This is a genomic window from Acinetobacter sp. ABJ_C5_2 (assembly GCF_044538485.1).
Classification (GTDB): domain Bacteria; phylum Pseudomonadota; class Gammaproteobacteria; order Pseudomonadales; family Moraxellaceae; genus Acinetobacter; species Acinetobacter nosocomialis_A.
In genome coordinates, this window is sequence record NZ_JBIUCS010000007.1 from 25,002 (window position 1) to 51,145 (window position 26,144).

Genomic DNA, 26,144 nt, shown 5'->3' on the forward strand with positions numbered 1-26,144 from the left:
AGGACACGCAAAATGGCAAAAGACTTTAATAGCCCTAAAGTAGTCGAAGGATATGATGCGCATATTCGTAAATTAATTCCGGGCTATGAAGTGATCCACCCACAGGTGGATGCCATTTTGCAATCGGTGTTGAAACCTAATGCTCATATCTTAATTGTGGGCTGTGGTACGGGTTACGAACTCGAATATTTACTTAAAAGACATCCAAACTGGCAATTTACAGCGGTTGATCCATCTTTAACCATGCTGCAAAAAGCTCAGGAGCAGGTGGAGATTTTAGGTAAATCTGCCCAAGTCACTTTTGTTCACGGTGAAACTTCAGCTTTACCTCTCGAGAATTGCTTTGATGCTGCACTTTCTATTCTTGTGGCTCATTTTATTGCAGATGACATAAAACCAGCCTTCTTTAAGGATATTTATAAGCGCTTAAAAGAAAAAGCGCCTTTACTTACCTATGACCTCATGACTTGTGTAAATCCACAGCAGCTTCAAGCATTACATTATTTGTGTTTGGCTCAAGGGTTAACAGAAGAACAATGTCAAAAAATGTTGGAGCGTATGGCGGAGGACTTTTTTAGTTTAACGACTGAAGGATATATAAAACTTTTGGAAGAGACAGGCTTTGAAAGCGTACAGCCATATACGCAAATTTTGACTTATCAAGGGTTTATTGCAAAAAAATAATACTATTGGGGAATATAAATAAGGGTTTAAAACCGAATATTCTCAATGTGGAAGAGAATATAAAAAATGGAAAATTAAAAAGTTGCTTTTGCTGCACTAGGGAGGGTGGATCTAAAAAATATGAGGGAACGTCTTTCTTGTGAAAGAAAGGCAAATTTTCAAGGATCTATTTTAGATAGGTACATAACAAAAAGGATGTCGAGACTTTTAAGACTACTTAAAGGTCTAAAGGAAAACTTCATGATGAAAATTTTAAATACAACGATTCAAAAAAGCTTGTTGGCAGTTTCTGTGACTCTGCTTATGTCTTCTGCTTTTGCAGGCCAAGTAAACCCTGAAATAGAGCAACTTCGCCAAGAAATAAAAGAACTACGAGCTATGCTACAAATTAATATGGAGGCTCAAAAATCTTTAGCTCAAAAAAGAGTAGAACAAGCTGCTCCTGTAGTTACTCAAGCTCCGCAATCTATACAGCAAGTATTAACTAAATCTGGTACAGAATTTAACTTATATGGATATATACGGGCAGATGCTTCTTATCAAATTAAGGGTGCATCTACGATGTATAACAATATTAGTGGGGTTCCACTTGAACATACGCCAGAAGAATCTGCCCAGAAGGACCAATTGCACAGTACGGTTTATGTGACCCGTTTCGGATTGAATTTTAAAACACCGACAACTGCTGGCGATGTGGGTGGAAAACTGGAAATGGACTTCTTTGGGGCTGCTACTCGTGATCAGTTTCGTATACGCCATGCTTATTTAACCTTTGATAAATGGTTGATTGGTCAAACATGGTCGACATTTATTGCACCTGAATATTACCCAGAAACGATTGATGCAGGTACATTTGTAGGTAGTGCCTTGCTTAGATCGCCAATGGTTCGCTATAGCGATAACTTAACGGCAAATACAAGTTTTGCAGTATCAGTTGAAGACCCGAAATATACAGCGGCAACAGACCCAGATAACAAAATGCGTTTACCTGCTTTAGTCGGACGTTTAAATCATAAATTTGCCAATGGTTCGATGTTATCAGGCCGTAGTTTTGTTGCAGAAAAAAGAACCAATAATGACAGTGAATGGTCTTGGGGCGTAGGTTTTGGCGGTAAATACCAAATGACACCAGATACTTTACTTAAAGCCGATTATTACCATGTCAAAGGCGATGGACGTTTCTTATTGTGGAGCAATAGTGGCTATGCAATAGATGATCAAAACAATATGCATAGTAATGAATTCGACACGGTTTCTTTAGGTATAACTCATCAATTTACACCGAAAATTCGCTCGACTTTGGGCTATGGCTATATGAAAGCTAAAGACGATAACCGTTTTGCCGAATTACAGCACAATAGCACGACTCAAAACAAACAGCTTTGGCAGGGCTGGGTAAATACGATGTATAACCCATACAAGCCAATTACCTTAGGTGTTGAATATGTATATGGCGAACGAGAAACTTTCGATGGTCGTAACGGGATTGATAACCGCTTTAACATGATAGCGAGTTACGATTTCTAAATAGTTATTCCCATCAGGTGAATAGGTTCACCTGATGGAGCAATTATTAATTTTTAATAATCTGGTCTAACTGTACCAATTCTGCCATGTGTTGATTACCGTGGTCATTGGGGTGTAAATGATCTCCTGAATCATAAATTGGATTTAACCGATTGGGATGTTTTGGATCTTTTAAACCTTCATCAAGATCAAGTACACCATCAAAAGTATGACTGGTTCTTATCCATTGGTTAATGCGCTGACGTAATTGATCTTTGTTGGGTTGATAGTAATTATCTAAAGGGGTGTTAGGTAAAGCGCTTGAAAACGGAAGTAAAGTAGCACCAACCACCTGAATACCGTGTTGGTGAGCTTCATTTACAACACGTTGATAACCTTTAGTTAAGACTTCAAAAGAAGGTATTTGCTGTTTAGGAGCAAACGCTGTACCGGGCCATGAAATGTCATTGATACCAATCAAAACGATTAAAGTTTTAACACCAGAATATTGAAATACTTCACTGTTTAAACGTTTTAAGACGCTATCGCCCATACCATCGGTAAGCAGTCGATTTCCTGAAATTCCGCTATTAATTACTGCTACTTGATGTGGAGATAAACGCTTAGCCAAAAAATCGGTCCATCTCGTATTAGCATCTAAGGTTGCAGTCGCCCCATCGGTAATTGAGTCTCCAATAACAGCAACCACCTGAGCTTTCTCTTTGGGTTTTACCTCGATTGCCGACAGTAATAATCGTGCCGTTGTTGTTTTGGCATCGGTTGGCGCAGTTAAATTTGTTGTCTGGTTTCCAGCAATGATCCAACTGGTTTGTTTCGCATCCCAATGGAATGTTTTAAACGTTGTTGGTTTTCGAATAAAGCTATTCACCACCAATTGAGCATGATCGGGAACAGCTAACTTGATTGGATCACTCACCAGTTGTTTACCTGGTAAAACTCTTGCTTTAAGTTGACCAGAAAAATAAACAGGATAGGTGCTTTTAGATTTCAGGCTTGCTGCGTTCGCTAAACCAATTGTTGTTTGATCTATATAAAGAGGTTGCTCACCATATTGATTGGTAAAAACAAGCCGAACGGCTTTACCACCTAAACTAATTTGGCTTACCTGCCTAATTGTTTGGTTGGATATTTGCTCTGGAATAAGGGTTGGAAAAACGAAGTCTTTATTCCAAACTTTTTGAGGACTCGCAGACCAAGTGGTAATCCATTGGTGCTTTGGTACTTCAGCTTGTGCAACGCTCGTAAATAAATCCAAAGAAAATAGGATGGCTTGATAAAGTTTCATCTCGTGAACTCTTTAAAACAAATTAAAGATATCTTGAAATAAATTGATGCCTTGTTATAGCGGGCTAAGCGGAATAAGATTTGTGAATACAATTCATAAATAAATTTTGTTATGTCTTATTTTGATATTAATCGATCTGGCGAGTTGGCAATTTTTATACGTGTGGTCGAGCTTGGAAGTTTTTCAGCCGTAGCAAGGGCATGTGATATGACGCCGTCTGCGGTCAGTAAGTTAATTTCCCGTTTAGAAAAAAGACTTGGTGTCAGATTATTGAACCGTTCAACACGTCAGTTTCAGCTTACCAGTGAAGGATGCCAATTTTATGAGCAAGGTCTTCAAATACTCAATAATTTAGATGAACTTGAACAATCCGTTACCGCAAATCATATACCGAAAGGGCGAATTAGAATCCATACCAGTCTTTCATATTGGACGCATTTTTTATTACCGTGTATTTCCTTATTTAATCAGCGCTACCCACAAATTGAGTTAGAGGCTCATTTGAGTGACGAAGTCATTAATTTGGTTGAGCAAAGAATTGATGTTGCAATTCGGACAGGACCATTAAAAAGTTCCAATTTGGTGGCTCGCTCACTCGGTAGTACGTATAAAGTTTATGTATGTTCACCCGCGTACATTGAACAGCATGGTTGCCCTGAACATCCAGATGAACTACATGAACATCAGCTTTTAGATGTAAGTTATCAGCGCCAGAATAAAACTTGGCTATTTAAAAGAGCAGATCAGGAAATTAATCTAACCCCCTCTAGAGTTTTGAAAGTAAACCACGGTGAAGCAATTTTACAGTTGGTACTAGCAGGTGTTGGTATTGCTCAACTCAATGAATTTCAAATCCAAAAAGCATTACATCAAAAACAACTCGTCAAAATTCTTGAAGACTGGAATATTCGTGCTTCTGAAGAGTTTCATGCTGTTTGGATTGGTCATGATAAATATGTCCCTAATCGTGTACGTGCATTTTTAGATTTTTTGGTAGAGCATGCTCCTATAGGTTAGTACACTATTTTCTTGCGCTAAATTGGCACTGTTGCATTGTTTTATTCATGGTTTCTACAAAATTCATTTTGGTATCAATGTTCTGCAAACTCACTTTGGGTAAGCTTTCCACAAACTGTGGCGAATAGTGCTGCTCTAACGAGTTATAAATACAATTACACTGTGAAAGGTCATGTCCCGCCCACACACAACGCGTATTAAATTCATTTTTACTCATGGGTCTACAGCCCATTAGATTTAAAACACTGATTGTAAGAAGGCTCACCAAAACAAAACGATAGAGAAAAAACATTATTGTTACTCTGCATAGGTTGTTGTTATCGTTAAGTGATGTTGATAGAAGTTCTAATCTTTATGATGTGGAGTTTGTATACATAAAACTTTTGATCCCAACTTATATAGATGGGTAGGCAAAAGGATTAAGTAAACAATTTTTGAACTCTATATAAGGGTTTTATTTTAGAGGGGTGAGTAGAGCGATCTCTAAAAAATGCCTGAATAAATAAAAGATGTCTAATGTAAGTAAGATCAATAAGAGAATGTAAAAAAATAGAATAATAGTCATGAGTGACTCCTTGATTAAAAGAAGTTACGCCCACTCATTGCTAATCATTATGGTGGTGAAACGAAAGGGGGTTAGCAGACTGATACCTAAGAAACCAGCACACCCGAAGGTGTCCCACTCTCGTTCCTCCATCAAAGGCACGAGGGGCTTCACACCAAAAAACATGTTTTTAGTGCACTTAGGTAGACGGTCTGCTAAAACCGACTGACAAAATTTGTCAGCGCGAGCATCATAAGCTGAGCATTAGAGTGGGTCAATTGCAAAAATAAAAGATTGATTTATATAAATTGATATAAATATTTACCTGTTTTTATTTAGAAAATAGAAAAATTAAAAAATATTATATGGCTATAACTAATTTTTATTTTACTGGCGGTGTCGTTTTTTAATCATATATATCAAATATTTATTAATTGTTTATTTATATAGTATATCAATGCCGTTAATTAGATGTGTTGTTTGGCTAAACTATTTAATAATTCGATTTTTATAATTTGAGCTATGGAGTATATCCACTGCTTGCCAAAAAATAACCAAAATTTCAATTGCAAGAAATATAATTTTATTAATCATATTTTAGGGTTTTTACATAAGCTTGCATAATCTACAAAAGTTAAGAGAACCACTGCGGTAGGCCAACATAAGATAATGTTATTCATAAACCTACATTTTAATATTTATAAAGGTGATCTAAATGGTAAGAATCTTTTGTGCAGTGAGTATGGTGCTTGCAATTGCTATGGGTATGAGCGCTTGCCAAGACCGCAATTCAAGAAATGATGGAATGCATGAAGCAAGTGATCCTGCAGCACCTCATGATATGAATAGAAACTCACAATAATTAGTTTTTCTTAAAAAAGTCTGCTTATTAAGTGGGCTTTTTTTATAGGTATTTTATCTAGGAAAGATTGCTTAATAAAAATTAAATACGTGAAAATATAATATTAATCAATTAATTATATTGAGTTGGTGGTCTGGGTTGTTAGTGTTTCTGAATTGTTGCAAACTAAATATATCTTTTCAAAAAGTTAATAAAACAAACACAATAGCTTACTTATATTCATCCAAAATTCATTTTAGTAATAATGAACTATAAAGGTAAGGATATGCCCCAATATTTAAAAATAGCTGAGAAAATATATCAAAATGTTAAAGAAAAAAAAGGTTTTACGGATGAACCAATGGAAGATCTTAACAATTTGATGATTGAGCTCAGACATGAAATTAAGGGGACACAGCTAAAGCTTTTATATAATTATATTGATTTCGCTGAGCTGTTAATTAAGCCTTTACAAGAGTCAAAAATTAAATTGGATTTAAGTCTTATTCCTAAAAGTAAGAATACACAGGAGTTTGTACTTTGGCTTGCTGGTTTTATTGAGCGGATTACAACAGGTGGGCAAGAGAAATTACCCCCAATTCAGGCCAAAATTACATTACCAGCCTATGCCTATGAGGAAACTTATCCTTCACAGAAAAAGCCGGTAAATAATGGTGAAGAAATAATTGAATATTTTAAGAAAAATCAAAATTGATTTTAAAGGAAACCTGACTTGATGATTTAAGTCAGGTTTTTATTTTGATAAGCCAGTAATTATGGATATTCAAGGGGACAGATATGTTTATGTATTTTTACAGATGGTACTTGCATTAACGATTTTGAGATTTATGGCGTAAAAGCAAAACGTGAGCAAAGCAAAAACAATAAAAAAGCCTATTTCCCAGGGCCAATAGGAAATAAGCTTATAGCTTTGGACCGTTTGAGGGCGTTAAATGTCATCCCATGCATCTTTAATGGCTTGTTTCGCGTGTTCCCATTTTAAGCGAGACTCAGCTTTGAGTTCTTCCCATTTTTGCTGCAAACTACCTTCCATGTCTTCAAACTGAGTTCCTTCCTTAGATTCAGAACGAGCCCGATGACCAAGTTCATAAGCAGCAGAAAAATCACGATCATAATCTAGATCTGGTGTTGTTAATTGCGCTTCTTGGTAATAAGGTCGGGTAAGATAGCTTTCACGCCAGCGAGAGTCAGAATAGTTATGATCGCCAGCTACTAATTGAGCATGATCTGTATTTTGATCTGTCATCAGAATTCCCTCATATTTTATTGAATTTTATGCTTATATTAGATTTAGGAAGGTGAGTTCACCTTCCTAAATGATCGACCGCATCAAAGAACAACTACAAACAATTAACGTTGTTGGTTGTTATTTGAATTTTGTTGGCCAGAATCTTTTTGGTTAGATCCTTGTTGTTGGCCGCGGTTATCATTTTGCTGTTGCTGCTGATTATTGCGTTGTTGATTGTCTTGTTGCTGTTGGTTGTTACGAGAGTCATTTTGCTGTTGTTGCTGTTGCTGATTATTGCGTTGATTTGCTTGATTATTAGTAGTGCTCATTTTTAATTACCTCATATCAATTATGACGATGTGTTTTATCTGAGAGCTTCAGATAGGGTTATTAAAACATGTAGCTTTTAAATGTGTAGGGTAGGGGTGTTACCCTATATTTAAATGTAAATTTAAAAACTATCAATTTTAAATAACTTACTGATTTTTAGTGAATGTGATTTTTAGGCATAAACATTATTAATATGAATGTTTAAAAAATTACATTTCAGCAAATAATATTTAAGAAAGATAATAAATATTTCCAAATGTATATTTGTTAACTTTTTATATAATTTAAGAGGCTTTTTCATCTAATATAATAAGTTTTATATCTTGAGTAATATAGTACGTCAACTTTCTAAGTTTTAAAAAGGCTGGTCCTTTTAAAACACGTCTAAAATTATAAAAATTGTTTTTATAATATATTGAATAAAAGAACGTTCCTACAGGTTTTTCCTCTGTTTCAGATCCTCCTTTTTTTAAGAGACCTGTGCAGGCAACATACAGATCAGCATGCAAAAGTTCTTTTCCTTTATTAATCATTTCAACAGTCACTTGCATTGATTCGGCTGTATATTTTTCAATAAGTTGCTCTGAAATGTGTAGGGTGTTTTCCTTTACACGAAGGTCATAACTTACAAGACTACCTATAAGAATATCTCCGGAATAAGGACTCAAAGAGAAACGATAAGCAAGATAGCCAGCAGAAGCGCTTTCAAAAAAAGCAATTTTAATTTTTTCATCTGCTAATAATTTGCAACATGAATTAAACATTTTAATTCTCCATTTAATTGTTTTTAAAATGTTATAAAACTATTTAACTGTTTGCTTTGTTATTTTTTTAATGTTTATAATTTTGATGGTGAAATTAATGTAAATTTAGATTAAGTTTTGCAAATTTTATATAAAAACAGCAGCTTAAATAATTCTAAAAGTTTAAATGTAATTTTGCGTTAATTTGTATATCTTTGAATTTTTTTGATTTATGTGGTTTGTCCTAATTTTTAATAACGCAAAATAACAAACTTAAAACTTGATTATAGTTCGGGTGACGTATGGTAATTGATATCTCACAAACGGAGAATGAAAATGCCTGTTGTAGTGAAAAAAAGATTATTAGACTTATTACAAGATAATCAACAAAATTATTATGAATTATTCGTTTTTTTCCTTGATCCTGATGTTTCGAGTTTTGAGAAAGAGAAAAAGGCAAGAGATTTTCTGATTAAAGAGATTGAAAAATTAGAGATGAAGGAAATAGATTTTCCTTCAGATATCAATTCGATTAAAACATGGTGTGAGAACGATAATAAAAAAAATTGTCAGGAATTTCAGGCATATTTAAACCGTAGGCAAGCTGGTCAAGATAGAGAGTATTTTCAGAATGTTGCTCAGGCGTTTGAATTTCTCATAAAAGTATCGCCGACTAAAAAGGTCGATGGTGCATGGTTATATAGCTCAGTGCATTATTGGAATGATCCAGTCTTTCATGAGCTCATTATTATTTATTTGGAAGAACTTGGTTTAGGTGAACCGAAAGCGAACCATGTCTGTATTTATGATGATCTTTTACGTAGTCTTGGACTCGACAGTTTCGATTTGCTTTTAGAAGACGAATACTATCATCAAGCAGTCGTTCAGCTAGCACTAGGGTATGCACCACCTGAGTTTATTCCTGAGATGGTTGGTTTTAATTTAGGATATGAACAGCTTCCACTGCATCTTTTAATTTCAAATTATGAGCTTGCCGAATTAGGCATTGATTCTAAATATTTTAATCTACATATCACCATTGATAACATTGACAATGGCCATGCCCATAAAGCCATTAAAGTTATTGAAGATATTTACAACAAATACAGAGATAAAGAGCTTTTCTTTAACAAGTTAAAACAAGGTTTTGCCTTGAATAACCGTGGTGAATCTTCCTCAAATATTATCAAGAATTTAAGTCTTGAAGACTTTGTTCATAAAATTTTGAAAAGAAAAGCACTTGTCGGGCAGCTAATTCATAACGAAACCAGACAGTTTGGCTGCAAAACCATTAATCAGTGGCTATCAAACCCTGATGATATTGCAGGTTTGATCACTCATTTAACTGAACAGAAATGGATTAAGTTTAATACCGACCCTGAACAGAGCGTGTTCTGGCGAATGATTAATGAAGAAAATGGAAAAATGTTTGGGGTGTTTAACCCTGTAGAGCGCCAAATTATTCATGACTGGATTGCTGGTAGTGATCATTCTTCTAACTTCTTGGCATACAGCAGGGAACTTAAGAATAGCCAGCGTATTCAGGACTATTTATTTAGTTATATCTCTGATGGCGAGCTTGATGCACTGCAAGAGCGCGTGCTGCAATCAAGCGATCTTGCAATAAAAATATGCAAACTTACCCCATTTCTAGCCCCCGATTCTCATCATAAAAGTATTGGTCTTTGGAGTACTCGTAAATACGTAGAACTTCTTTTTCCTTATTTAGGTACGTTTAAAAACTAGTTTGATAAACGTTTTCAACTTCAACCCCAAGTTTAACTTTCAAAACATAGGTAATGGACATGAACGACAAAACTAAATTAACTAATAAAACAAGTGAAATGGCTGGCGCCGATGCAGCAAATAAAGCCAATACTACCCAGAAAACTGAACAGTTAGACACCGTAAGAGATGATGCAACCAATGAGGCATTAACCACCAATCAGGGAGTTAAAATAGCGGATAACCAAAATAGCTTAAGAGCGGGTATTCGTGGCTCAACTTTATTGGAAGATTTCATTTTAAGAGAAAAAATCACCCACTTTGACCATGAGCGTATACCTGAGCGTATTGTGCATGCACGTGGTGTAGGGGCACATGGTTATTTTCAGGCATATGAAGGAAATGAACGTTTAACCAAAGCTGGTTTTTTAACAGACCCAACTATTCAGACGCCTATTTTTGTACGTTTTTCAACAGTGCAAGGACCACGTGGTTCAGCCGACACTGTCCGTGATATTCGTGGTTTTGCAATTAAGTTTTATACCCAAGAAGGTAACTTTGACTTAGTGGGAAATAACGCACCTGTCTTTTTTGTGCAAGACGGTATTAAGTTTCCAGACTTTGTGCATGCAGTAAAACCTGAACCCGATACAGAAATCCCGACGGGTGCAACTGCGCATGATACTTTCTGGGATTTTGTGTCTTTAGTTCCTGAGTCTGCACATGCAGTGATTTGGGCAATGTCAGATCGTGCGATTCCTCGTAATTTTCGTTCAATCCAAGGTTTTGGTGTACATACGTTCCGTTTAATTAATGCTGAAGGTAAATCACATTTCGTAAAATTTCACTGGACACCAAAACAAGGTTTGAGTGCATTGGTATGGGATGAAGCTCAGAAACTTGCAGGTAAAGACCCTGATTTCCACCGTCGTGATCTTTATGAAGCAATTGAGCAAGGTTTTTATCCAGAATGGGAACTCGGCGTGCAGATTGTCGAAGAAGAAGATGAAATGAACTTTGACTTCGATTTATTGGACCCAACCAAAATTATTCCTGAAGAATTAGTTCCTGTTACGCCAATTGGCCGATTTGTTTTAAATAGAAATGTCGATAACTTCTTTGCTGAAACAGAGCAGGTGGCTTTCTGTCCGGGCCATGTAGTACCTGGTATCGATTTTACAGATGACCCACTTTTACAAGCACGTTTATTTTCATACACAGATACCCAATTAAGCCGTTTAGGTGGACCAAACTTCCACCAAATTCCGATTAACAAACCAGTGTGTCCATTCCATAACAATCAACGTGATGGCATTCATCAACATACTATTCATAAAGGCCAAGCCTCATATCAACCAAATTCAATTGATGGAAATTGGCCAGTCGAAACTCCACCAGCGGCTTCAAATGGTGGTTTTGAAAGTTATCCTGAAAAAATCAGCGGACATAAACTCCGTCAAAGAAGTGAGACGTTCTCTGACTATTTTTCACAGCCTCGACTTTATTACAAAAGCCTTGCACCGCATGAGCAAAAGCACGTGGTCGATGCCTATACTTTTGAGTTAAGTAAAGTTCAAAGAAAACATATTCGTGAGCGCCAAGTTCAACAAATTTTGGCAAATATTGACCTCGATTTGGCACGTCAAGTCGGTGCGAACCTAGGTATTGAAGTGCCTGACTTAACCTTAAACTATAAGAAAACAGCAGTTGAAAAATCTGCCAAGTTATCTCTTTTAGCTTTCCCACCTGAGGATATTCAAGGTAGAAAAGTTGCTGTACTTATTCATAATCTTGTGAAGTCAGATACACTTGAAGCTATTAAAAATTGGGCGATTAAAGAAGGTGTGGTTGTTCATTTACTAGCGCCGAGCTTGGCTCCAGTAAAAGACCATAAAGACAATATTATTGTAGCTGATGGTATGCAAATGGCTGAACCTTCAATTGCTTATGATGCTGTAATTGTTCCAGATGGCGATAATTTAAATGCAGTAATGCAAGATGGGGTAGCACGCCATTATGTACTCGAAGCTTATAAGCATTTAAAACCAATTGCATTTTTAGGTAATAAATCTGATTTGCTTGAGCCACTTGGTTTGGTTGCCGATGAAGGAACTTTAATAGAAGATGAGTTCCAGCATATTGCGGAAAAATTTAAAAATCTGATAAAAGCTCATCGTGTTTGGTCACGAGAACAAATAGCCGCACACGTACCGGCTTAAATAAAAAAGCCCTGAAAGTTGAAGCTTTCAGGGCTTTTTCAAATCATGTTAGTGCTTAGCCATTAACGATTTGTCCACCGTTTACATGAATAACCTGACCCGTAATATAACTTGCATCGTCTGAGGCAAGGAAAAGGTAAGCAGGGGCGACTTCACTTGGCTGGCCCATTCGACCCATTGGGGTATCTTTACCAAATTTTTCGACGGTTTCTGCATCGAAACTACTTGGAATGAGAGGAGTCCAAATTGGCCCTGGCGCAACACCATTTACACGAATCCCTTTTTTCTGTTTCATTAAATTGTTCGATAAGCTACGAGTAAAAGAGGTGATCGCACCTTTAGTACTTGCATAATCAATGAGCTCATCATGACCTTGATAGCTAGTAATACTGGTGGTGTTAATAATACTGTCGCCTTCTTCCATATAAGGAATCGCTTCTTTGGTTAAATAAAACATGGCAAAAATATTTGTTTTAAATGTCTTTTCTAATTGCTCATTACTAATACTTTCAATTTCTTTTTGCTGATATTGAACACCAGCATTATTTACTAAGATATTAATTTTACCGAAGTGCTGTAAAACCTTATCAATATTTTGTTTGGCAAGGTCTGCATCGGAAATATCACCTTTTAATAAAAGACAATGTTGTCCTTCCTTTTCAACGAGCTGTTTGGTGATTTCGGCATCTTGATCTTCTTCAAGATACAGTACAGCAACATCGGCACCTTCACGAGCAAACAACACGGCAACGGAACGGCCTATACCACTATCACCACCACTAATGACAGCAACTTTACCTTTTAGTTTCTCACTACCTTTATGCGATGCTTTAATAATTTCTGGTTCAGGATGCATCTTCTCCTGATCACCTGGTTGATGAGGTTGAACTTGTGCAGGAACTGCAGATGGATACTCATTTGTTGTATTTTCCATGTTTAGACTACCTCTATTTAAATTTCAGTCCCTCTATAGTGATTAATCTGCACGTGAATATGAGTAAATAGTCTTTTTTAAAAAGTTGACTTTGTTATTTTATATATAAGGATGTAAAAAAATATAACATTGAGAGTTTATTAAGTAATATCTAATAATTTAATCTTATTTTTATCAATCATACTTTCAATAATAGATCGGTTGCCTGTGTCATTTAACCAATTCTCTATAGGTATATAATTAGATAAATCTAAAATTTCTTTTATTAAGGTTTCTGCTTCTACTATTGTCTTTAAATTATATTTATTTTTATTATTTTTGGAAGCTACTTTATCTACTAGCTTTTTTATGTCTTCTTTTTCAATATCTTTTGATTTAATAATATATAAGTCTCTTTGGAAAGGGTGACTTGCATGAGGCGGGTCTAATCTGTAGCTCCATTCTTGGTTATAATTCTGCCAAGAGTTTTTAATCCGTATATTACCAAGTAAAATTTCAGGTACAGAAATATGAATATATTGTAGCGTTGGCTGTGTTTGAGTTAATGGCATGATTCATTTCCCATAAATATTATATATTAATTTTAAATCTTGATTTTGTTCGCTCAAGTGAATTGTTTTTAGAAGAGTAATCATTTATGTTATTGTTTTTAAATAATTTTAATTTTATTTTTGATTTGTTTCTTCAAGAGAGAAGATGTTTTTGTTTTTTATTGATTTGTACATTCTGAAAGTTTATGTTATTTAAAATGGATTTTTAAATGCATTTGTAAAAATATATTGTTATGTAGGTTTGAGTAATAATAAGTATGATGAGTATTTAAAAGGTAAAAGTGCATAATAATTTATAAATATTTTAATTGATAAAATCTTTATTTAAATAATCATCTTAGTGTATTTATCTCTATTTTAATTTATATACATTTAAAAAGATTGAAACATAGCATCGGTATAAAAATATTCTAAATCTCTTATCTTAAATTTATCCGTTAAGTAAAAGCGGTAGCGACTATAATTTTAATATAGGAAGATATAACTATGGCTAATACTAGATATGAAGATCAAGATAACAATAGTTCAGGTACTTCAAATCGTGGATTTGCAAGTATGGATCCTGAAAGAGTCAGAGAAATAGCCAGTAAAGGTGGGCGTGCTGCGCATGCAAGTGGCAATGCACATGAATTTACTTCAGAAGAAGCTCGTGAAGCTGGACGAGCTGCACATGCCAGTGGTAACGCACATGAATTTACCTCAGAAGAGGCTCGTGAAGCTGGTGCTTTAAGTCATAAAAATGATGATCGTAATGGTCGTGGTCGCAGCCGTTATGACGACGACGAAGATGATGACCGCGGTCGTTCAGGTGGTCGAGGCCGTAGCCGCAGCCGTTATGATGACGATGAAGATGATGATCGTGGTGGCCGTTCAAGTGGCCGAGGTCGTGGTCGCAGTCGTGATGACGACGATGAAGATGATGATCGCGGTCGTTCAGGTGGTCGAGGCCGTGGCAGTAGCCGTTATGATGACGACGAAGATGATGATCGCGGTCGTTCAGGTGGCCGAGGTCGTGGTCGCAGCCGTGATGACGACGATGAAGATGATGATCGCGGCGGCCGTTCAGGTGGCCGAGGTCGTAGCCGTTATGATGACGACGAAGATGATGATCGTGGCCGTTCAGGTGGCCGAGGCCGTGGTCGCAGTCGTGATGACGACGATGAAGATGATCGCGGCCGTTCAGGTGGTCGAGGCCGTGGCCGTAGCCGTTATGATGACGACGAAGATGATGATCGTGGCGGCCGTTCAAGTGGCCGAGGCCGTGGTCGCAGTCGTGATGACGACGATGAAGATGATGATCGCGGTCGTTCAGGTGGCCGAGGCCGTGGCCGTAGCCGTTATGACGACGACGAAGATGATGATCGTGGCAGCCGTTCAGGTGGCCGAGGTCGTGGCCGCAGCCGTCGTGATGACGACGATGAGGATGATGATCGCGGTGGCCGTTCAAGTGGCCGAGGCCGAGGTCGCAGTCGTTATGACGATGACGAAGATGATGATCGTGGCCGTTCAAGTGGCCGAGGCCGTGGTCGCAGCCGTGATGACGACGATGAAGATGATGATCGCGGTCGTTCAGGTGGCCGAGGTCGTGGTCGTAGCCGTTATGATGACGATGACGACGATGATCGCCGTGGCCGTTCAGATGGTCGTGGACAAAACTCTCGTAATCAAAAACGCGATGCGTATGGACGCTTTACGTCTTAAGCAGACAGTTTTTGAGAATAAAGGAGGCATTATGCCTCCTTTATTTTTATAATTTTTATAAACTTATGAATGAGTAAGAGGCTGTAAGCCTTTTACAATATCTGTAAATTCTGAGCCATTTATCCAAAAAGATTTCTTTAAAAATAGTGTCGTCATAATACTTTCGGCTGCTTCACTTTCCGGATTTTCACAGAAAATTCCGTAGCTTTCGCCTAATACCGCATCATTTTCAATAAGACGGATAAAATAAGCATGTTGTTCATTTGCATAACCTAAAACTGCATCACGTTGATTTTTCATTTCGCATGTCTCCATACCAAAAAAACTGAATCTAACTCATATTTAAGTGTTCAGAATTTCATTTGATAAAAATCAAAACAGTCAGTAATAAGGACTATTTCACAATGGGTTTTGATTCTCTTCAAATTGCCATTTTCGTTTTAGCATCCCTGTTAAAAGTAAAATGGATTAAAATCTGATCATGAAATTTATTGTTATGCAAAAAAAATATTTCGTCAACTTGAAAATGTAACTTTTTCAAGTTACATTGTTTGTGTAGGATTTGAACGGTGAGATGGAGGCGGTATGCCAAAGAAAAAAGAATTCGAGCATGGCGGTGCGCGGGAAAATGCCGGCCGTAAAGCACAGTTCAATGAACCCACCAAAGTGATTCGTGTTCCTGAGTCTCAAGTTAACTTTATCAAAAATTGGTTACTGAATAATGTCAAAACCGATAACCAGACAGATTTCACCTCAAAACTAAAAATACAGCAGGTGCATCCAAACAACGATAAAATTTATCAGATTCCTTTAGCAACAGAACGTGTGGCTGCAGGTTTTCCTTCGCCTGCGCAAGATGATATAGAGCAAGCACTCGATTTAAATGAATATTTAATTAGAAATGAAAATGCCACCTTTATTGTCAAAGCCAATTCTTTATCCATGCTAGACGCTGGAATTGATATTAATGACCCGCTTATTGTAGACCGTAGCATTCCTGCTAAATCGGGTGATATTGTGATTGCACTCATCGACAATGATTTCACTGTGAAGCGCTTAATGATTGATAGTCAATTTAAGCCGCCTAAAGTGTGGCTGAAAGCAGAAAACCCTGATTATCAAAATATTTATATTGAAGAGGGGCAAGAACTGGTGATTTGGGGAGTGGTGACTTATAACCTCAAACGAATGAGATAAATTTTTCTTATATTTTACTATTTAAGTTACTGACCTGAAATGGAGGCCAGTAACTTTTGTTGAATGACTTTTAAATTTGCCCAATCAATAAACATGTTGCGATAACAACCATCAAGCCACCCGAAAAACGGCCAACTAATTGAGCTGCTTGAGGTCTGGTTTTCAAAATAGCTTCTGAACCATAACCCACCATTAGGTAAATAATTGCGCAGCTAATCATGTGAACAATACCAAAGGCAAGAATTTGTGTTGTCACTGACCATGAAGCAGTAGTGTCAATAAATTGAGGAAGCAGCGCTAAAAAGAGTAAAAAAACCTTCGGGTTTAATCCACTTACATAAACGCCTTTAGTTGCCCAGCTTAACCATGACTGAGCTTTTTCAGAACCAGACTCGTTCGGAGTTGGAGGGACAAGTAATAAGTTTATTCCCATCCATAGCAAATAAGCAGAACCTGCAATTGTTAGGATCATGAGTGCAGTTGGATTATTTGCTACAAGCAGCCCAACACCAGCCGCTACCAATAAAATCGTAATAAAGTGCCCAAATAGCATACCTGCAACAGCTGGTACAACGACTTTGCCTTTAATGCCTGCCGAAATGGCATAGGCCCAGTCTGCCCCTGGCGTAATAATAAAAAGAATGGAGACACTCCAAAATGCAATAAAAATGTTAAAAGCCATATGCTTATCTCGGCAAACTATTTTCCAAAGGTTTCGCTCGTGGTTTAGAAAAAATCCCTATTTATTCGAGCTTGTTGAAAATAATATGCTCATATATTTAGAATGTGCTTTTAAATGTTTGCTCATATCACACTCATTTGGGGTAAATTTTTCTAAATGGATCGCACAGATAAAAAGATTCTTGCTGAATTGCAATTAAATGGCCGATTATCTATCACTGAATTGGCAGAAAAAGTCGGTTTGAGCATTTCACCTTGTCACAGACGAGTGAAGGCTTTAGAAGAGTCGGGAGCTATCAAAGGCTATCGGGCAGAACTCGATCCGAATTTAGTCGGTTTTGAATTTTCAGCGATTGTTTTTATTACGCTTAAAGAAGGTGATAAACAGGCCGTCGAGAAGTTTGAAAATGCAGTGATAGACATCCCGCAAATTATTCAGGCTCAGCGTTTGTTTGGTGAGCCAGATTACTTGTTGCATGTGGTGGCTAAAGATTTACCGGCTTTTCAGCGTTTGTATGATGAAAAATTATCTGCTATCCCAAGTGTGCAACGACTCATCTCAACCATTGTGATGAAAGATGTAGTGCCTGAACGTTTATTTCCGATTGGCTAAGAATCATCAGATATAAAAAAAGAAGCTTTAAAGCTTCTTTTTTAGTTTACGAATATTTAAGCATCGAGTGTTTTACACAAAGAACAGATCGTGCCGTTATGTTTGTGAGAGAACATAATATCTGGACGCTCATAACCTTGCTCACATACGCGGCAGTGGTAAACCGTTGCAACTGGTGTACCTTCAGCATCGTAACGTGGTTCTTTAATGCCGTCATCGTGTGACTTGATGTAGTATTTTCCTTTGGTTAATAAACCCATGATTGGTGTTAATACAAAAGCAAGTACAAGCGCGATAAGCGGAGAGTAAGGCGCCAAGAAGCTACCAAGTAAACCGAAGAATGCTGCAATTGATAAGCCTGCTGATACAAGGAATGCAACCATACCGACAGGGTTCACGTTGTATAGCATGTCACGGCGATATTCTGGTTCTTTCGGTGAAAGTTTTAAAACATATTTGTTGATTGAAATGTCTGTTGCGACAACCACAACCCATGCAATCGCAAAGTTTGAATAGAATCCTAAGATTTTACCCAATACCGCAAACATATTGCCTTCCATCAAAGCAAGCGCAATTGCCAAGTTCACCATCACAAAGACAATACGACCCGGATAATGTTTGCTAATACGTGTGTAGGCACTTGTCCATGCAAGGGAACCAGAGTAAGCATTGGTCACATTAATTTTAATTTGAGAAATAACCACCAAAATAACCGCAAGTGTTAAAGCCGCCCAGCCCGGAAGCATGTCATGAAACGCCGCATTAAACTGTTGAACAGGTTCAGTGCTGTTTACGCCCGGTATTTTAGTGAGTAAATAGAAACCTAAAAATGCCCCAATAATTTGTTTAATCGCCCCCAAAATCACCCAGCCTGGACCCGCTGAAATAACTGCAGCCCACCATGCTTTGCTATTTTCTTTTGTTTTAGCAGGCATGAAACGTAAGTAATCAATTTGCTCACCAATTTGCATGATTAATGATAAACAAATACCCGCACCAAGCATGATCGCTGCCATATCTACAGGTGCGAAACCTTCGTTACCAGTAAAAGTTGCAAATTGGCTGACTAAAGTAGGCTCTTGATAAATCAAATAGGCCACAGGACCAATCATCAGAACGAGCCAAAGTGGGGTAGTCCAGACTTGTAATTTACTCAAGGCTTTCATGCCGTAAATGACGAGTGGAATGACCATAACGGTTGAGATGAGGTAACCAGCCCAAAGCGGAATGCCTAAACCAAGCAATAACCCTTGTGCCATGATTGAGCCTTCAAGGGCAAAGAAAATAAATGTGAAACTGGCGAAAATGATACTAGTAAGAACCGAACCGATGTAACCGAAGCCTGCGCCGCGGGTAATCAAGTCAAGGTCGATGTTATAGCGCGCTGCGTAGTAGGCTAAAGGAATGCCAGTTAAGAAGATAATAATCGCTGCAAATAAAATGGAGAAAACAGCATTGGTTGTTCCGTAAGACATACCAATACTGGCACCAATAGAAAAGTCAGCAAGATAGGCAATACCACCAAGTGCAGTAATAGCGACAACTTTGGGACTCCAGCGCCGAAAGCTGTGTGGAGCATAACGTAAAGTATAATCTTCTAAGGTTTCATTCACTGCTTTTTGTGAATCTGTACCTTGCACAGTGTCCAGATTTGGATGTTCAGATACACTCATAACATCAACCTCCCAATCATTTTCGGTCAATCAACACAAATATTGATCATTGTTTTTTGATGGATTTGAGTGTGTGATTTTTGGGAAAAATTGAAAATACGTTATTTTGCGTATATGTGCGTATTAGAGAAAATCGCCATGATAACTGACTTTTGGCATAAGGATTGCTGGGTTTAATACAGCCCTATCCAAAACATGAGTGTTATGCCAGATTCTTCACGCCCCCAACAAGCGCCACAACGTGTGATCAAAACACGCCGTGAATATAATATTTGGGTGGCCGATGAAAGTATCGAAGATTATGCGCTTCGCTATGCACCTACCTCTGTACGTAAATGGTCACCTTGGACCGTGACCAATACCGCAATTTCAACCGTTAGCTTTTTGGCTATGGAAGCCATTGGGGCAACCATGCTTTGGCAGTATGGCTTTAGCAATGCGTTATGGGCAGCAATTGTCGTATGTACCATCATATTCTTAACCAGTTGGCCGATTAGTTACTACGCTGCAAAATATAATGTAGACGTCGATTTGCTTACTCGTGGTGCAGGTTTTGGCTACATTGGCTCGACCATTACCTCTCTGATTTATGCCAGCTTTACCTTTATTTTGCTTGCGTTTGAAGCCGCAATTATGGCGATGGCACTTGAGCTGGCTTTAGGCATTCCACAAGTTGTTGGTTACTTAATTTCTGCATTAGTGATTTTACCTTTGGTGGTCAAAGGTATTGGTTTTATTAATAAAGTTCAGGCAATCACTCAGCCAATCTGGCTCTTATTACTATTATTACCGTGGTTTTTTGTACTTTGGAAACAGCCACAAATTTTAAGTAGTAGCCTGCATTTTGTTGGTGCGGTTTCAAACTCGACCGATTTTAATCTGTATTACTTTGGTGCGGCGTGCACTCTTATTTTTTCATTTGTGATCCAAATTGGTGAACAGGCCGACTATTTACGTTTCTTACCGCAAAAAGAAAAGAACAGAACCGCATGGCGTTTTGCTGTTTTCTTAGGTGGTCCATCTTGGATTATTTTTGGATTTCTAAAAGTATTGATGGGCATGCTGCTAATGGTATTGGCTTTTCAGCTGTTTATTCCTGTCTCTGAACTGGACAATCCGACTTATCTGTATTGGGTTGCCTATCAGCAATTTATTCCAAACCCTCAGCTTGCTTTAATATTAACTTTAGCACTGGTTTGCTTGGCGCAAATTAAAATTAATATGACCAATGCCTACGCTGGCTCATTGGCATGGTCTAACTTTTTTGCGCGCTTAACTCATAGCCATCCGGGGCGAATTGTCTGGCTACTTTTTAACGTTTTTATTGCCATTGTTTTGATGGAAATGGGAATTAGCCATGCTGTTGAACGCATTTTGGGGCTATATAGCAATATCGCTTTGGCATGGATTGGTGCCGTTGTTGCCGATTTAATTATCTGTAAACCTTTAGGTTTAAGTCCAAAGGGAATTGAATTTCGCCGTGCTTATTTATATGACATTAACCCCGTAGGTGTGGGTGCTTTACTGATTGCCTCTGTGTTATCGATGCTCAGTTATTTGTGCTTTTTCGGACTCATGGCAAAAGGATTGGCGAGTTTTATTGCTTTGGGGAGTGCGGTGTTATGTGTGCCTGTTATTGCTTACTTAACCAAAGGCAAATATTACATTGCACGCCAACCTGAAAAAATTCAGGCGACTTCGGTTGCTAACTGTGTGGTATGTGAAAGGGACTATGAACTTGCTGATATGGCTGGCTGTCCAGCATATAACGGTACGATTTGCTCTTTATGCTGTTCACTTGAAGCACGCTGTCATGACTTATGTAAACCTGATGCACGTTGGTCAGTACAACTCAAAAAAGCCATTTGGCACTATTTACCAGAACGATGGGCCAGCCGTTTAAATAGTCGGGTCAGTTTGTATTTATTACTGACTTTAGGGCTGTCGATCGTTTTGGCAGTAAGTTTGAGTCTGGTTTATATCCAAGAAAAAACCTATTTAGAAACCATTGATGCAGCAGCCGTTCCTCAGTTATTTACGCTATTTGTTAAAATTTACACCATTTTATTTTTATTAATGAGTGTTGCTGCATGGTGGTTAGTGTTAAACGATGAAAGCCGTCGTAATGCTGAAATCGAAACACATCAACAAACAGCATTATTGATTGATGAAATTGCTGCCCATGAAGTCACTTCAAAAGACTTACAAGACGCCAGAATTTCAGCAGAACGGGCTAATGATGCAAAAAGCCGTTATGTCATTGGTATTAGCCACGAATTACGAACACCTCTAAATAGTATTTTGGGCTATAGCCAATTGCTTCAAAAACAAGAGCAGCTTTCAGAACAAGGCAAAATGGCGCTCGGGGTAATTAGCCGTAGTGGGCAGCATCTAACTTCACTGATTGATGGTTTACTGGATTTAGCACGCATTGAAACAGGTAAAATTTCTTTAAATGTAGTAGATGTTCATTTCCCTAATTTTATAGAACAGATTATTCAAATGTTTCAGACACAGTTTGAACAGAAGAATTTACAGTTTGTTTATGAAATTGGAGAGAACCTACCGCACTATGTTCGTACCGACAAAAAACGCTTAGAGCAAGTGCTCATCAATTTATTGGGTAATGCTTTAAAGTTTACGACGAGCGGCACAATTACTTTAAAAGTCGAGTACCGTTTTCAAACGGCTTATTTTGAAATTAGAGATACGGGCTGTGGTATTGCCGAGGCAGATTTAGAGCGAATCTTTAACCCGTTTGAACGGGGCAGCAATGTCGTGCAAGGCGGATTTACCGGAACAGGACTCGGACTACCCATTGTAAAATTGTTGGTCGATTTACTCGGTGGCCAGCTATCTGTGACCAGTCAGCTCAATCAGGGTTCACAGTTTAAGATTAAGTTTTATTTACCTTCAAAAGAAGTGGTTCATCCAATTTCTAATGTTTACTCCAACCAGATTACTGGTTATCAAGGCGAACGAAAACGAATTTTGGTTGTCGATAATGAAGCGGTGGACCGAGGTTTGGTTGCTAATTTTCTAAAACCGTTAGGATTTATGATTGAAGAAGCCGAGTCGGGCATTGACTGTTTAAGACGTGTACCTATTTTTCAACCTAACCTGATTTTGATGGATTTAAATATGCCTTTGATGGGCGGGTGGGAAACAGCGCGATTATTGCGTCAGAATAATATTACCAATGTGCCGATCTTAATTATTTCCGCCAATGCGGGTGAGCGTGAAGTCAATCCACAAGATGCAGTCTTAAGTGAAGACTTTATGCTAAAACCAATCGATCTGAATTTGTTGCTCAGTAAAATTGGAGATAAGTTAGGCTTAGTTTGGATTGATTCCAAATCAGAGACATTCCTTGAAAATAATGAAGTTAAAGCACTTGATGTAAAGGTGTTTAAGCAGGAGCAAGCTGCTGTTCATACATCAATTACACAACCAGAAAATAATGATCTGCTTGATTTACCGCAAAGCTTACAACAGTTAAATGATTTAATTGGACAGGGTTATATTCGAGGAATTCAACAGACTTTAATGCAATGCCGGCAAAATTTTCCGGAGTATGATGAGTTATGGGAACAGCTGGAACAGGCTATTCGAAAGTTTGATTTAAAACACGCACAACGATTGATTCAGGATAAGCAATGAGTACGCAACATGTTTCTTTTCAGCAAGCTTCGCCAAACGAGCAGGCTGTTATCCTGATTGTGGATGATGTGCCGGAAAATTTGGGCTTGTTACATGAAAGTCTGGATCAGGCAGGTTATCGCGTGCTTGTTACAACGGATGGATTAAGTGCTATTGAAATTGCACACCGATGCTTACCGGATATGATTTTACTCGATGGCAATATGCCACATATGGATGGTTTTGAAAGTTGTATACAGCTTAAAGCGAGCCCAATTACGCAGTTTATTCCCGTCATTTTTATGACAGGTTTGTCTGAGACAGAGCATATTGTGCGTGGTTTTCAGGTCGGTGGAGTGGACTATGTAACCAAGCCCTTAAATATTGAAGAAGTATTAGCAAGGGTAAAAACACATTTGGCACATGCCAAATTATTGCAACAACAAAAACAGGTGATTGATGCAACGGAAACAGCCATTCTCGCGCTAGATGTTCACGGTAAAATTGTGTGGAAAACTCAAAAAGCCAGCGATTTACTGAATCAATATTTACCTGAATTAGAGGGTTTTGAGGCAGGTTTAAAAGCTTGGTTTTCAGACTTAGAGCAAGAAAAAGACCCCAAAAAATTAACCAGCTGTTCTTATTCAACACCATCTCAGCAATTACAGCTTTTATTGCTCACGCCGTGGGAGACCGAGCCAAGTGTGGCTAAAAATTATCTTATCCAGATAAAAACTTCTACACCAGCTTTGGAAATGGCTGATATTTTGAAATATTGCCCACAGTTGACTCAACGTGAGGCAGAAGTCATGCACTGGTTGTTGTTGGGGAAAACCAATAAGGATATTGCAGAAATTTTGGAGCTTAGCCCACGGACGGTGAACAAACATTTAGAGCATGTTTTTGAAAAACTTTGCGTTGAAAACCGAACTGCTGCTGTTGCACACATTAATAGCTTGGTACAAGAGTTTCATTAAGTAAATTGAAGATTGTATTTAAAAAGCATACAGACTCGCTGCTAAAAATAGTCTATTTTTTTACACTTAAATTTGTTCTTATAGATAAAGATATATAAAGTCATTTTTAAATAAATTTGAGCCATAATACGAGGAATTCATTGTGAATATTCAACAAAAAGATGATGCAAAACACGGCAGCTTTAGCTTACTTGATGGTGAAACCGTTGCGGGTGAAATGACTTATACATGGGCAGGCGAAGGCATGCTGATTATTGACGCTACAGATGTAAATGAAAATTATCGGGGACAAGGTGTAGGTCGCCAATTACTTGATGCTTTGGTGGCTTTTGTTCGTGAAAAAGACATAAAAGTAATTCCGCTTTGCCCATATGCTAAATCGGTTTTTGATAAAGACCCAAGCATTGGTGATGTACTTAGAAAGTAAGCAATAAATTAAAAATCATTTAATAGGAATCGGGCGTTAGTGTCCGATTTTTTTATTCATCTTTGTTTTAGTGAATATGTTTTAAGCGGTTGTCTTCAACTGATTTTAAGGTTTTCGATTGCCAGATCGAATTTATCAAACTTATAGAAAAGCTTATCTAATAAAAATAGTTTTAGACCAATTAGGAAAAAAATAAACTCGTTGCACAAATATTTAATGGCTGAAGAAAGCTAAATATTTATAACGTTTTAATATTATTTTTGGAATTTTCCTTGAACTGGCAGTATATCCATAGTGTTTTGCCGCAATTTTTCTCTGCAACTTTGACCACGCTAAAAATCTCAATTATCAGCATTATTTTGGCAATTATTGTAGGACTAATTTGCAGCATTTTAATCACATATCGCGTGCGGGTGCTAAATAGAATTGCCCAGTTCTATATTGAGTTATCTCGAAATACCCCTTTATTAATTCAACTGTTCTTTTTGTATTACGGTTTGCCAAAGCTTGGCATCAAAATCGATGGTTTTGCCTGTGGTGTGATCGGACTGACCTTTTTAGGTGGAAGCTATATGGCTGAAGCCTTCCGAGCAGGTTTGCAGTCTGTTGCTAAAGGGCAGATTGACTCTGCAAAAAGTATTGGTCTGCAACCGATTCAAATTTTTAGATATGTCATTTTTCCTCAAGCACTGGCTATTTCAATTCCGGCAATAGGGGCAAATTGCCTATTTCTAATTAAAGAAAGTTCTGTGGTCAGTGCAATTGCTGTCGTTGAACTGCTTTTTGTCACCAAAGACTTAATTGGCATGGACTATAAAACCACAGAAGCTTTGTTTTTACTCATCATGGCCTATCTCATTATTTTATTGCCCGTGTCTATTTTAACCAGCTATCTGGAGCACAGAAGTCGGAAGGTGAGCCATGGAACTTGATTATTTATTTCAAGCGAGTCACCTCGAACGTTTAATGTGGGGACTTTGGGCAACTGCAAAAATTGCATTTATTTCAGTGTTTTTTTCTGCAATTTTCGGCACAGTTTTCGGCGTCATTATGACTTCTAAAAACATAGTCGTTAAAGCACTGTGCCGCCTGTATTTAGAAGCCATTCGAATCATTCCAATTTTAGTTTTGCTGTTTGTGTTTTATTTCGGCTTTGCGACATGGTTTAACTGGCAGTTTTCAGCAATGTGGGTGTGCGTTGTTGTGTTTGTTTTATGGGGTACGGCTGAAATGGGCGATTTGGTTCGTGCAGCCATTACTTCAATTGACCAGCATCAACGCGATTCGGCCTATGCGCTTGGACTAACTCATGTTCAAGCTTTGGTGTATGTCATTTTTCCGCAAAGTCTAAAACGAGTAACACCAGGTGCGATTAATTTATTTACCCGAATGGTGAAAACCAGCTCTTTGGCAGTGCTTATTGGTGTGGTTGAGGTCATTAAAGTTGGCCAGCAAATTATTGAAAACTCGCTGTTGACCGTGCCGAGCGCTTCTCTTTGGATTTATGGCTTTATTTTTATTTTGTATTTTCTGATTTGCTATCCCTTATCTCGTTTGGCGGCACATTTGGAAAAGGTCTGGGAGTAA

Annotated in this window: 26 protein-coding genes; 15 read left to right on the forward strand and 11 right to left on the reverse strand. The window is 37.8% G+C overall.

The window, feature by feature from the left end:
- Positions 1-12: 12 nt before the first annotated feature.
- On the forward strand, positions 13-684 hold the full coding sequence (locus ACH8JV_RS09670) for a class I SAM-dependent methyltransferase (RefSeq protein ID WP_396520956.1): 672 nt from the start codon (positions 13-15) through the stop codon (positions 682-684).
- 243 nt (positions 685-927) lie between these two features.
- Positions 928-2,211: a DcaP family trimeric outer membrane transporter gene (locus ACH8JV_RS09675; RefSeq protein WP_396521049.1), complete on the forward strand. Its 1,284-nt coding sequence runs from the start codon at positions 928-930 to the stop codon at positions 2,209-2,211.
- Positions 2,212-2,257: 46 nt separating this feature from the next.
- Here the strand turns inward: ACH8JV_RS09675 and ACH8JV_RS09680 are convergent, their stop codons facing one another.
- Positions 2,258-3,496, reverse strand: a complete 1,239-nt coding sequence (locus ACH8JV_RS09680; protein WP_396520958.1) for an SGNH/GDSL hydrolase family protein — start codon at positions 3,494-3,496, stop codon at positions 2,258-2,260.
- Positions 3,497-3,607: 111 nt separating this feature from the next.
- On the opposite strand from ACH8JV_RS09680, the gene ACH8JV_RS09685 reads away from it, so the two are divergent.
- A complete protein-coding gene (locus tag ACH8JV_RS09685) occupies positions 3,608-4,513 on the forward strand; it encodes a LysR family transcriptional regulator (protein ID WP_396520960.1) in 906 nt (301 codons plus the stop codon).
- 4 nt (positions 4,514-4,517) lie between these two features.
- On the opposite strand, the gene ACH8JV_RS09690 is transcribed toward ACH8JV_RS09685, so the two are convergent.
- Positions 4,518-4,805: a hypothetical protein gene (locus tag ACH8JV_RS09690; RefSeq protein ID WP_263613470.1), complete on the reverse strand. Its 288-nt coding sequence runs from the start codon at positions 4,803-4,805 to the stop codon at positions 4,518-4,520.
- 967 nt (positions 4,806-5,772) lie between these two features.
- Between ACH8JV_RS09690 and ACH8JV_RS09695 the strand changes: the two genes are divergently transcribed.
- Both ACH8JV_RS09695 and ACH8JV_RS09700 read left to right on the forward strand, forming a co-directional pair.
- Positions 5,773-5,919 carry a hypothetical protein gene (locus tag ACH8JV_RS09695; RefSeq protein ID WP_263613471.1) on the forward strand — a complete coding sequence of 49 codons (147 nt, stop codon included), beginning with the start codon at positions 5,773-5,775 and terminating at the stop codon, positions 5,917-5,919.
- 265 nt (positions 5,920-6,184) lie between these two features.
- Complete coding sequence (locus ACH8JV_RS09700) at positions 6,185-6,613, forward strand: hypothetical protein (protein WP_343569479.1); 429 nt, start codon at positions 6,185-6,187, stop codon at positions 6,611-6,613.
- A 234-nt stretch (positions 6,614-6,847) separates the two neighbouring features.
- Here ACH8JV_RS09700 and surA1 read toward each other — a convergent pair whose 3' ends face one another.
- The 3 genes from surA1 to ACH8JV_RS09715 all read right to left on the reverse strand — a co-directional run bounded on the left by surA1 (position 6,848) and on the right by ACH8JV_RS09715 (position 8,241).
- On the reverse strand, positions 6,848-7,165 hold the full coding sequence (surA1, locus tag ACH8JV_RS09705) for a surface antigen protein 1 (protein ID WP_000132044.1): 318 nt from the start codon (positions 7,163-7,165) through the stop codon (positions 6,848-6,850).
- 104 nt (positions 7,166-7,269) lie between these two features.
- A complete protein-coding gene (locus ACH8JV_RS09710; RefSeq protein WP_263613473.1) occupies positions 7,270-7,476 on the reverse strand; it encodes a hypothetical protein in 207 nt (68 codons plus the stop codon).
- A gap of 285 nt (positions 7,477-7,761) precedes the next feature.
- The gene (locus ACH8JV_RS09715; RefSeq protein ID WP_263613474.1) at positions 7,762-8,241 is read right to left on the reverse strand and encodes a CinA family protein; all 480 of its coding nucleotides are present in this window, start codon (positions 8,239-8,241) and stop codon (positions 7,762-7,764) included.
- Positions 8,242-8,556: 315 nt separating this feature from the next.
- Here ACH8JV_RS09715 and ACH8JV_RS09720 point away from each other — a divergent pair, with 315 nt between their 5' ends.
- Together ACH8JV_RS09720 and katE are read left to right on the forward strand one after the other, a co-directional pair.
- Positions 8,557-9,966, forward strand: coding sequence for an iron-containing redox enzyme family protein (locus ACH8JV_RS09720; RefSeq protein ID WP_396520962.1), 1,410 nt, complete (start codon positions 8,557-8,559; stop codon positions 9,964-9,966).
- A gap of 53 nt (positions 9,967-10,019) precedes the next feature.
- A complete protein-coding gene (gene katE / locus ACH8JV_RS09725) occupies positions 10,020-12,164 on the forward strand; it encodes a catalase HPII (RefSeq protein ID WP_396520964.1) in 2,145 nt (714 codons plus the stop codon).
- A gap of 55 nt (positions 12,165-12,219) precedes the next feature.
- Here katE and ACH8JV_RS09730 read toward each other — a convergent pair whose 3' ends face one another.
- Together ACH8JV_RS09730 and ACH8JV_RS09735 are read right to left on the reverse strand one after the other, a co-directional pair.
- Positions 12,220-13,098, reverse strand: coding sequence for an SDR family oxidoreductase (locus ACH8JV_RS09730; protein WP_396479473.1), 879 nt, complete (start codon positions 13,096-13,098; stop codon positions 12,220-12,222).
- A 140-nt stretch (positions 13,099-13,238) separates the two neighbouring features.
- Entirely contained in the window at positions 13,239-13,649 is a 411-nt protein-coding gene (locus ACH8JV_RS09735; protein ID WP_396520966.1) for a DUF6367 family protein, read from the reverse strand.
- 486 nt (positions 13,650-14,135) lie between these two features.
- Here ACH8JV_RS09735 and ACH8JV_RS09740 point away from each other — a divergent pair, with 486 nt between their 5' ends.
- Positions 14,136-15,350: a KGG domain-containing protein gene (locus tag ACH8JV_RS09740; RefSeq protein WP_396520968.1), complete on the forward strand. Its 1,215-nt coding sequence runs from the start codon at positions 14,136-14,138 to the stop codon at positions 15,348-15,350.
- 63 nt (positions 15,351-15,413) lie between these two features.
- Here ACH8JV_RS09740 and ACH8JV_RS09745 read toward each other — a convergent pair whose 3' ends face one another.
- Positions 15,414-15,650: a hypothetical protein gene (locus tag ACH8JV_RS09745; protein WP_191014963.1), complete on the reverse strand. Its 237-nt coding sequence runs from the start codon at positions 15,648-15,650 to the stop codon at positions 15,414-15,416.
- A 285-nt stretch (positions 15,651-15,935) separates the two neighbouring features.
- Here ACH8JV_RS09745 and ACH8JV_RS09750 point away from each other — a divergent pair, with 285 nt between their 5' ends.
- The gene (locus tag ACH8JV_RS09750) at positions 15,936-16,547 is read left to right on the forward strand and encodes a LexA family transcriptional regulator (RefSeq protein ID WP_024433330.1); all 612 of its coding nucleotides are present in this window, start codon (positions 15,936-15,938) and stop codon (positions 16,545-16,547) included.
- Between the two features lie 70 nt (positions 16,548-16,617).
- Here ACH8JV_RS09750 and ACH8JV_RS09755 read toward each other — a convergent pair whose 3' ends face one another.
- Positions 16,618-17,229 carry a LysE family translocator gene (locus ACH8JV_RS09755; RefSeq protein WP_199999692.1) on the reverse strand — a complete coding sequence of 204 codons (612 nt, stop codon included), beginning with the start codon at positions 17,227-17,229 and terminating at the stop codon, positions 16,618-16,620.
- 156 nt (positions 17,230-17,385) lie between these two features.
- Between ACH8JV_RS09755 and ACH8JV_RS09760 the strand changes: the two genes are divergently transcribed.
- Entirely contained in the window at positions 17,386-17,841 is a 456-nt protein-coding gene (locus ACH8JV_RS09760; RefSeq protein ID WP_000376211.1) for an Lrp/AsnC family transcriptional regulator, read from the forward strand.
- Between the two features lie 56 nt (positions 17,842-17,897).
- On the opposite strand, the gene ACH8JV_RS09765 is transcribed toward ACH8JV_RS09760, so the two are convergent.
- The gene (locus ACH8JV_RS09765; RefSeq protein WP_396520970.1) at positions 17,898-19,514 is read right to left on the reverse strand and encodes a purine-cytosine permease family protein; all 1,617 of its coding nucleotides are present in this window, start codon (positions 19,512-19,514) and stop codon (positions 17,898-17,900) included.
- Positions 19,515-19,709: 195 nt separating this feature from the next.
- On the opposite strand from ACH8JV_RS09765, the gene ACH8JV_RS09770 reads away from it, so the two are divergent.
- The 3 genes from ACH8JV_RS09770 (at position 19,710) to ACH8JV_RS09780 (ending at position 24,557) form a co-directional block, all read left to right on the forward strand.
- Positions 19,710-23,174 (forward strand): ATP-binding protein, encoded by a 3,465-nt coding sequence (locus ACH8JV_RS09770; RefSeq protein ID WP_396520972.1) that lies wholly within the window; start codon positions 19,710-19,712, stop codon positions 23,172-23,174.
- A complete protein-coding gene (locus tag ACH8JV_RS09775) occupies positions 23,171-24,130 on the forward strand; it encodes a response regulator transcription factor (RefSeq protein WP_017392948.1) in 960 nt (319 codons plus the stop codon). The genes ACH8JV_RS09770 and ACH8JV_RS09775 overlap by 4 nt, the downstream gene beginning before the upstream one ends.
- A gap of 142 nt (positions 24,131-24,272) precedes the next feature.
- The gene (locus tag ACH8JV_RS09780) at positions 24,273-24,557 is read left to right on the forward strand and encodes a GNAT family N-acetyltransferase (protein WP_032034655.1); all 285 of its coding nucleotides are present in this window, start codon (positions 24,273-24,275) and stop codon (positions 24,555-24,557) included.
- 95 nt (positions 24,558-24,652) lie between these two features.
- Here ACH8JV_RS09780 and ACH8JV_RS09785 read toward each other — a convergent pair whose 3' ends face one another.
- The gene (locus tag ACH8JV_RS09785) at positions 24,653-24,766 is read right to left on the reverse strand and encodes a hypothetical protein (RefSeq protein ID WP_206261336.1); all 114 of its coding nucleotides are present in this window, start codon (positions 24,764-24,766) and stop codon (positions 24,653-24,655) included.
- A 63-nt stretch (positions 24,767-24,829) separates the two neighbouring features.
- Here ACH8JV_RS09785 and ACH8JV_RS09790 point away from each other — a divergent pair, with 63 nt between their 5' ends.
- Complete coding sequence (locus ACH8JV_RS09790; RefSeq protein WP_002114214.1) at positions 24,830-25,489, forward strand: amino acid ABC transporter permease; 660 nt, start codon at positions 24,830-24,832, stop codon at positions 25,487-25,489.
- Positions 25,479-26,144: an amino acid ABC transporter permease gene (locus ACH8JV_RS09795; RefSeq protein WP_000418067.1), complete on the forward strand. Its 666-nt coding sequence runs from the start codon at positions 25,479-25,481 to the stop codon at positions 26,142-26,144. Before ACH8JV_RS09790 ends, ACH8JV_RS09795 begins: the two co-directional genes overlap by 11 nt.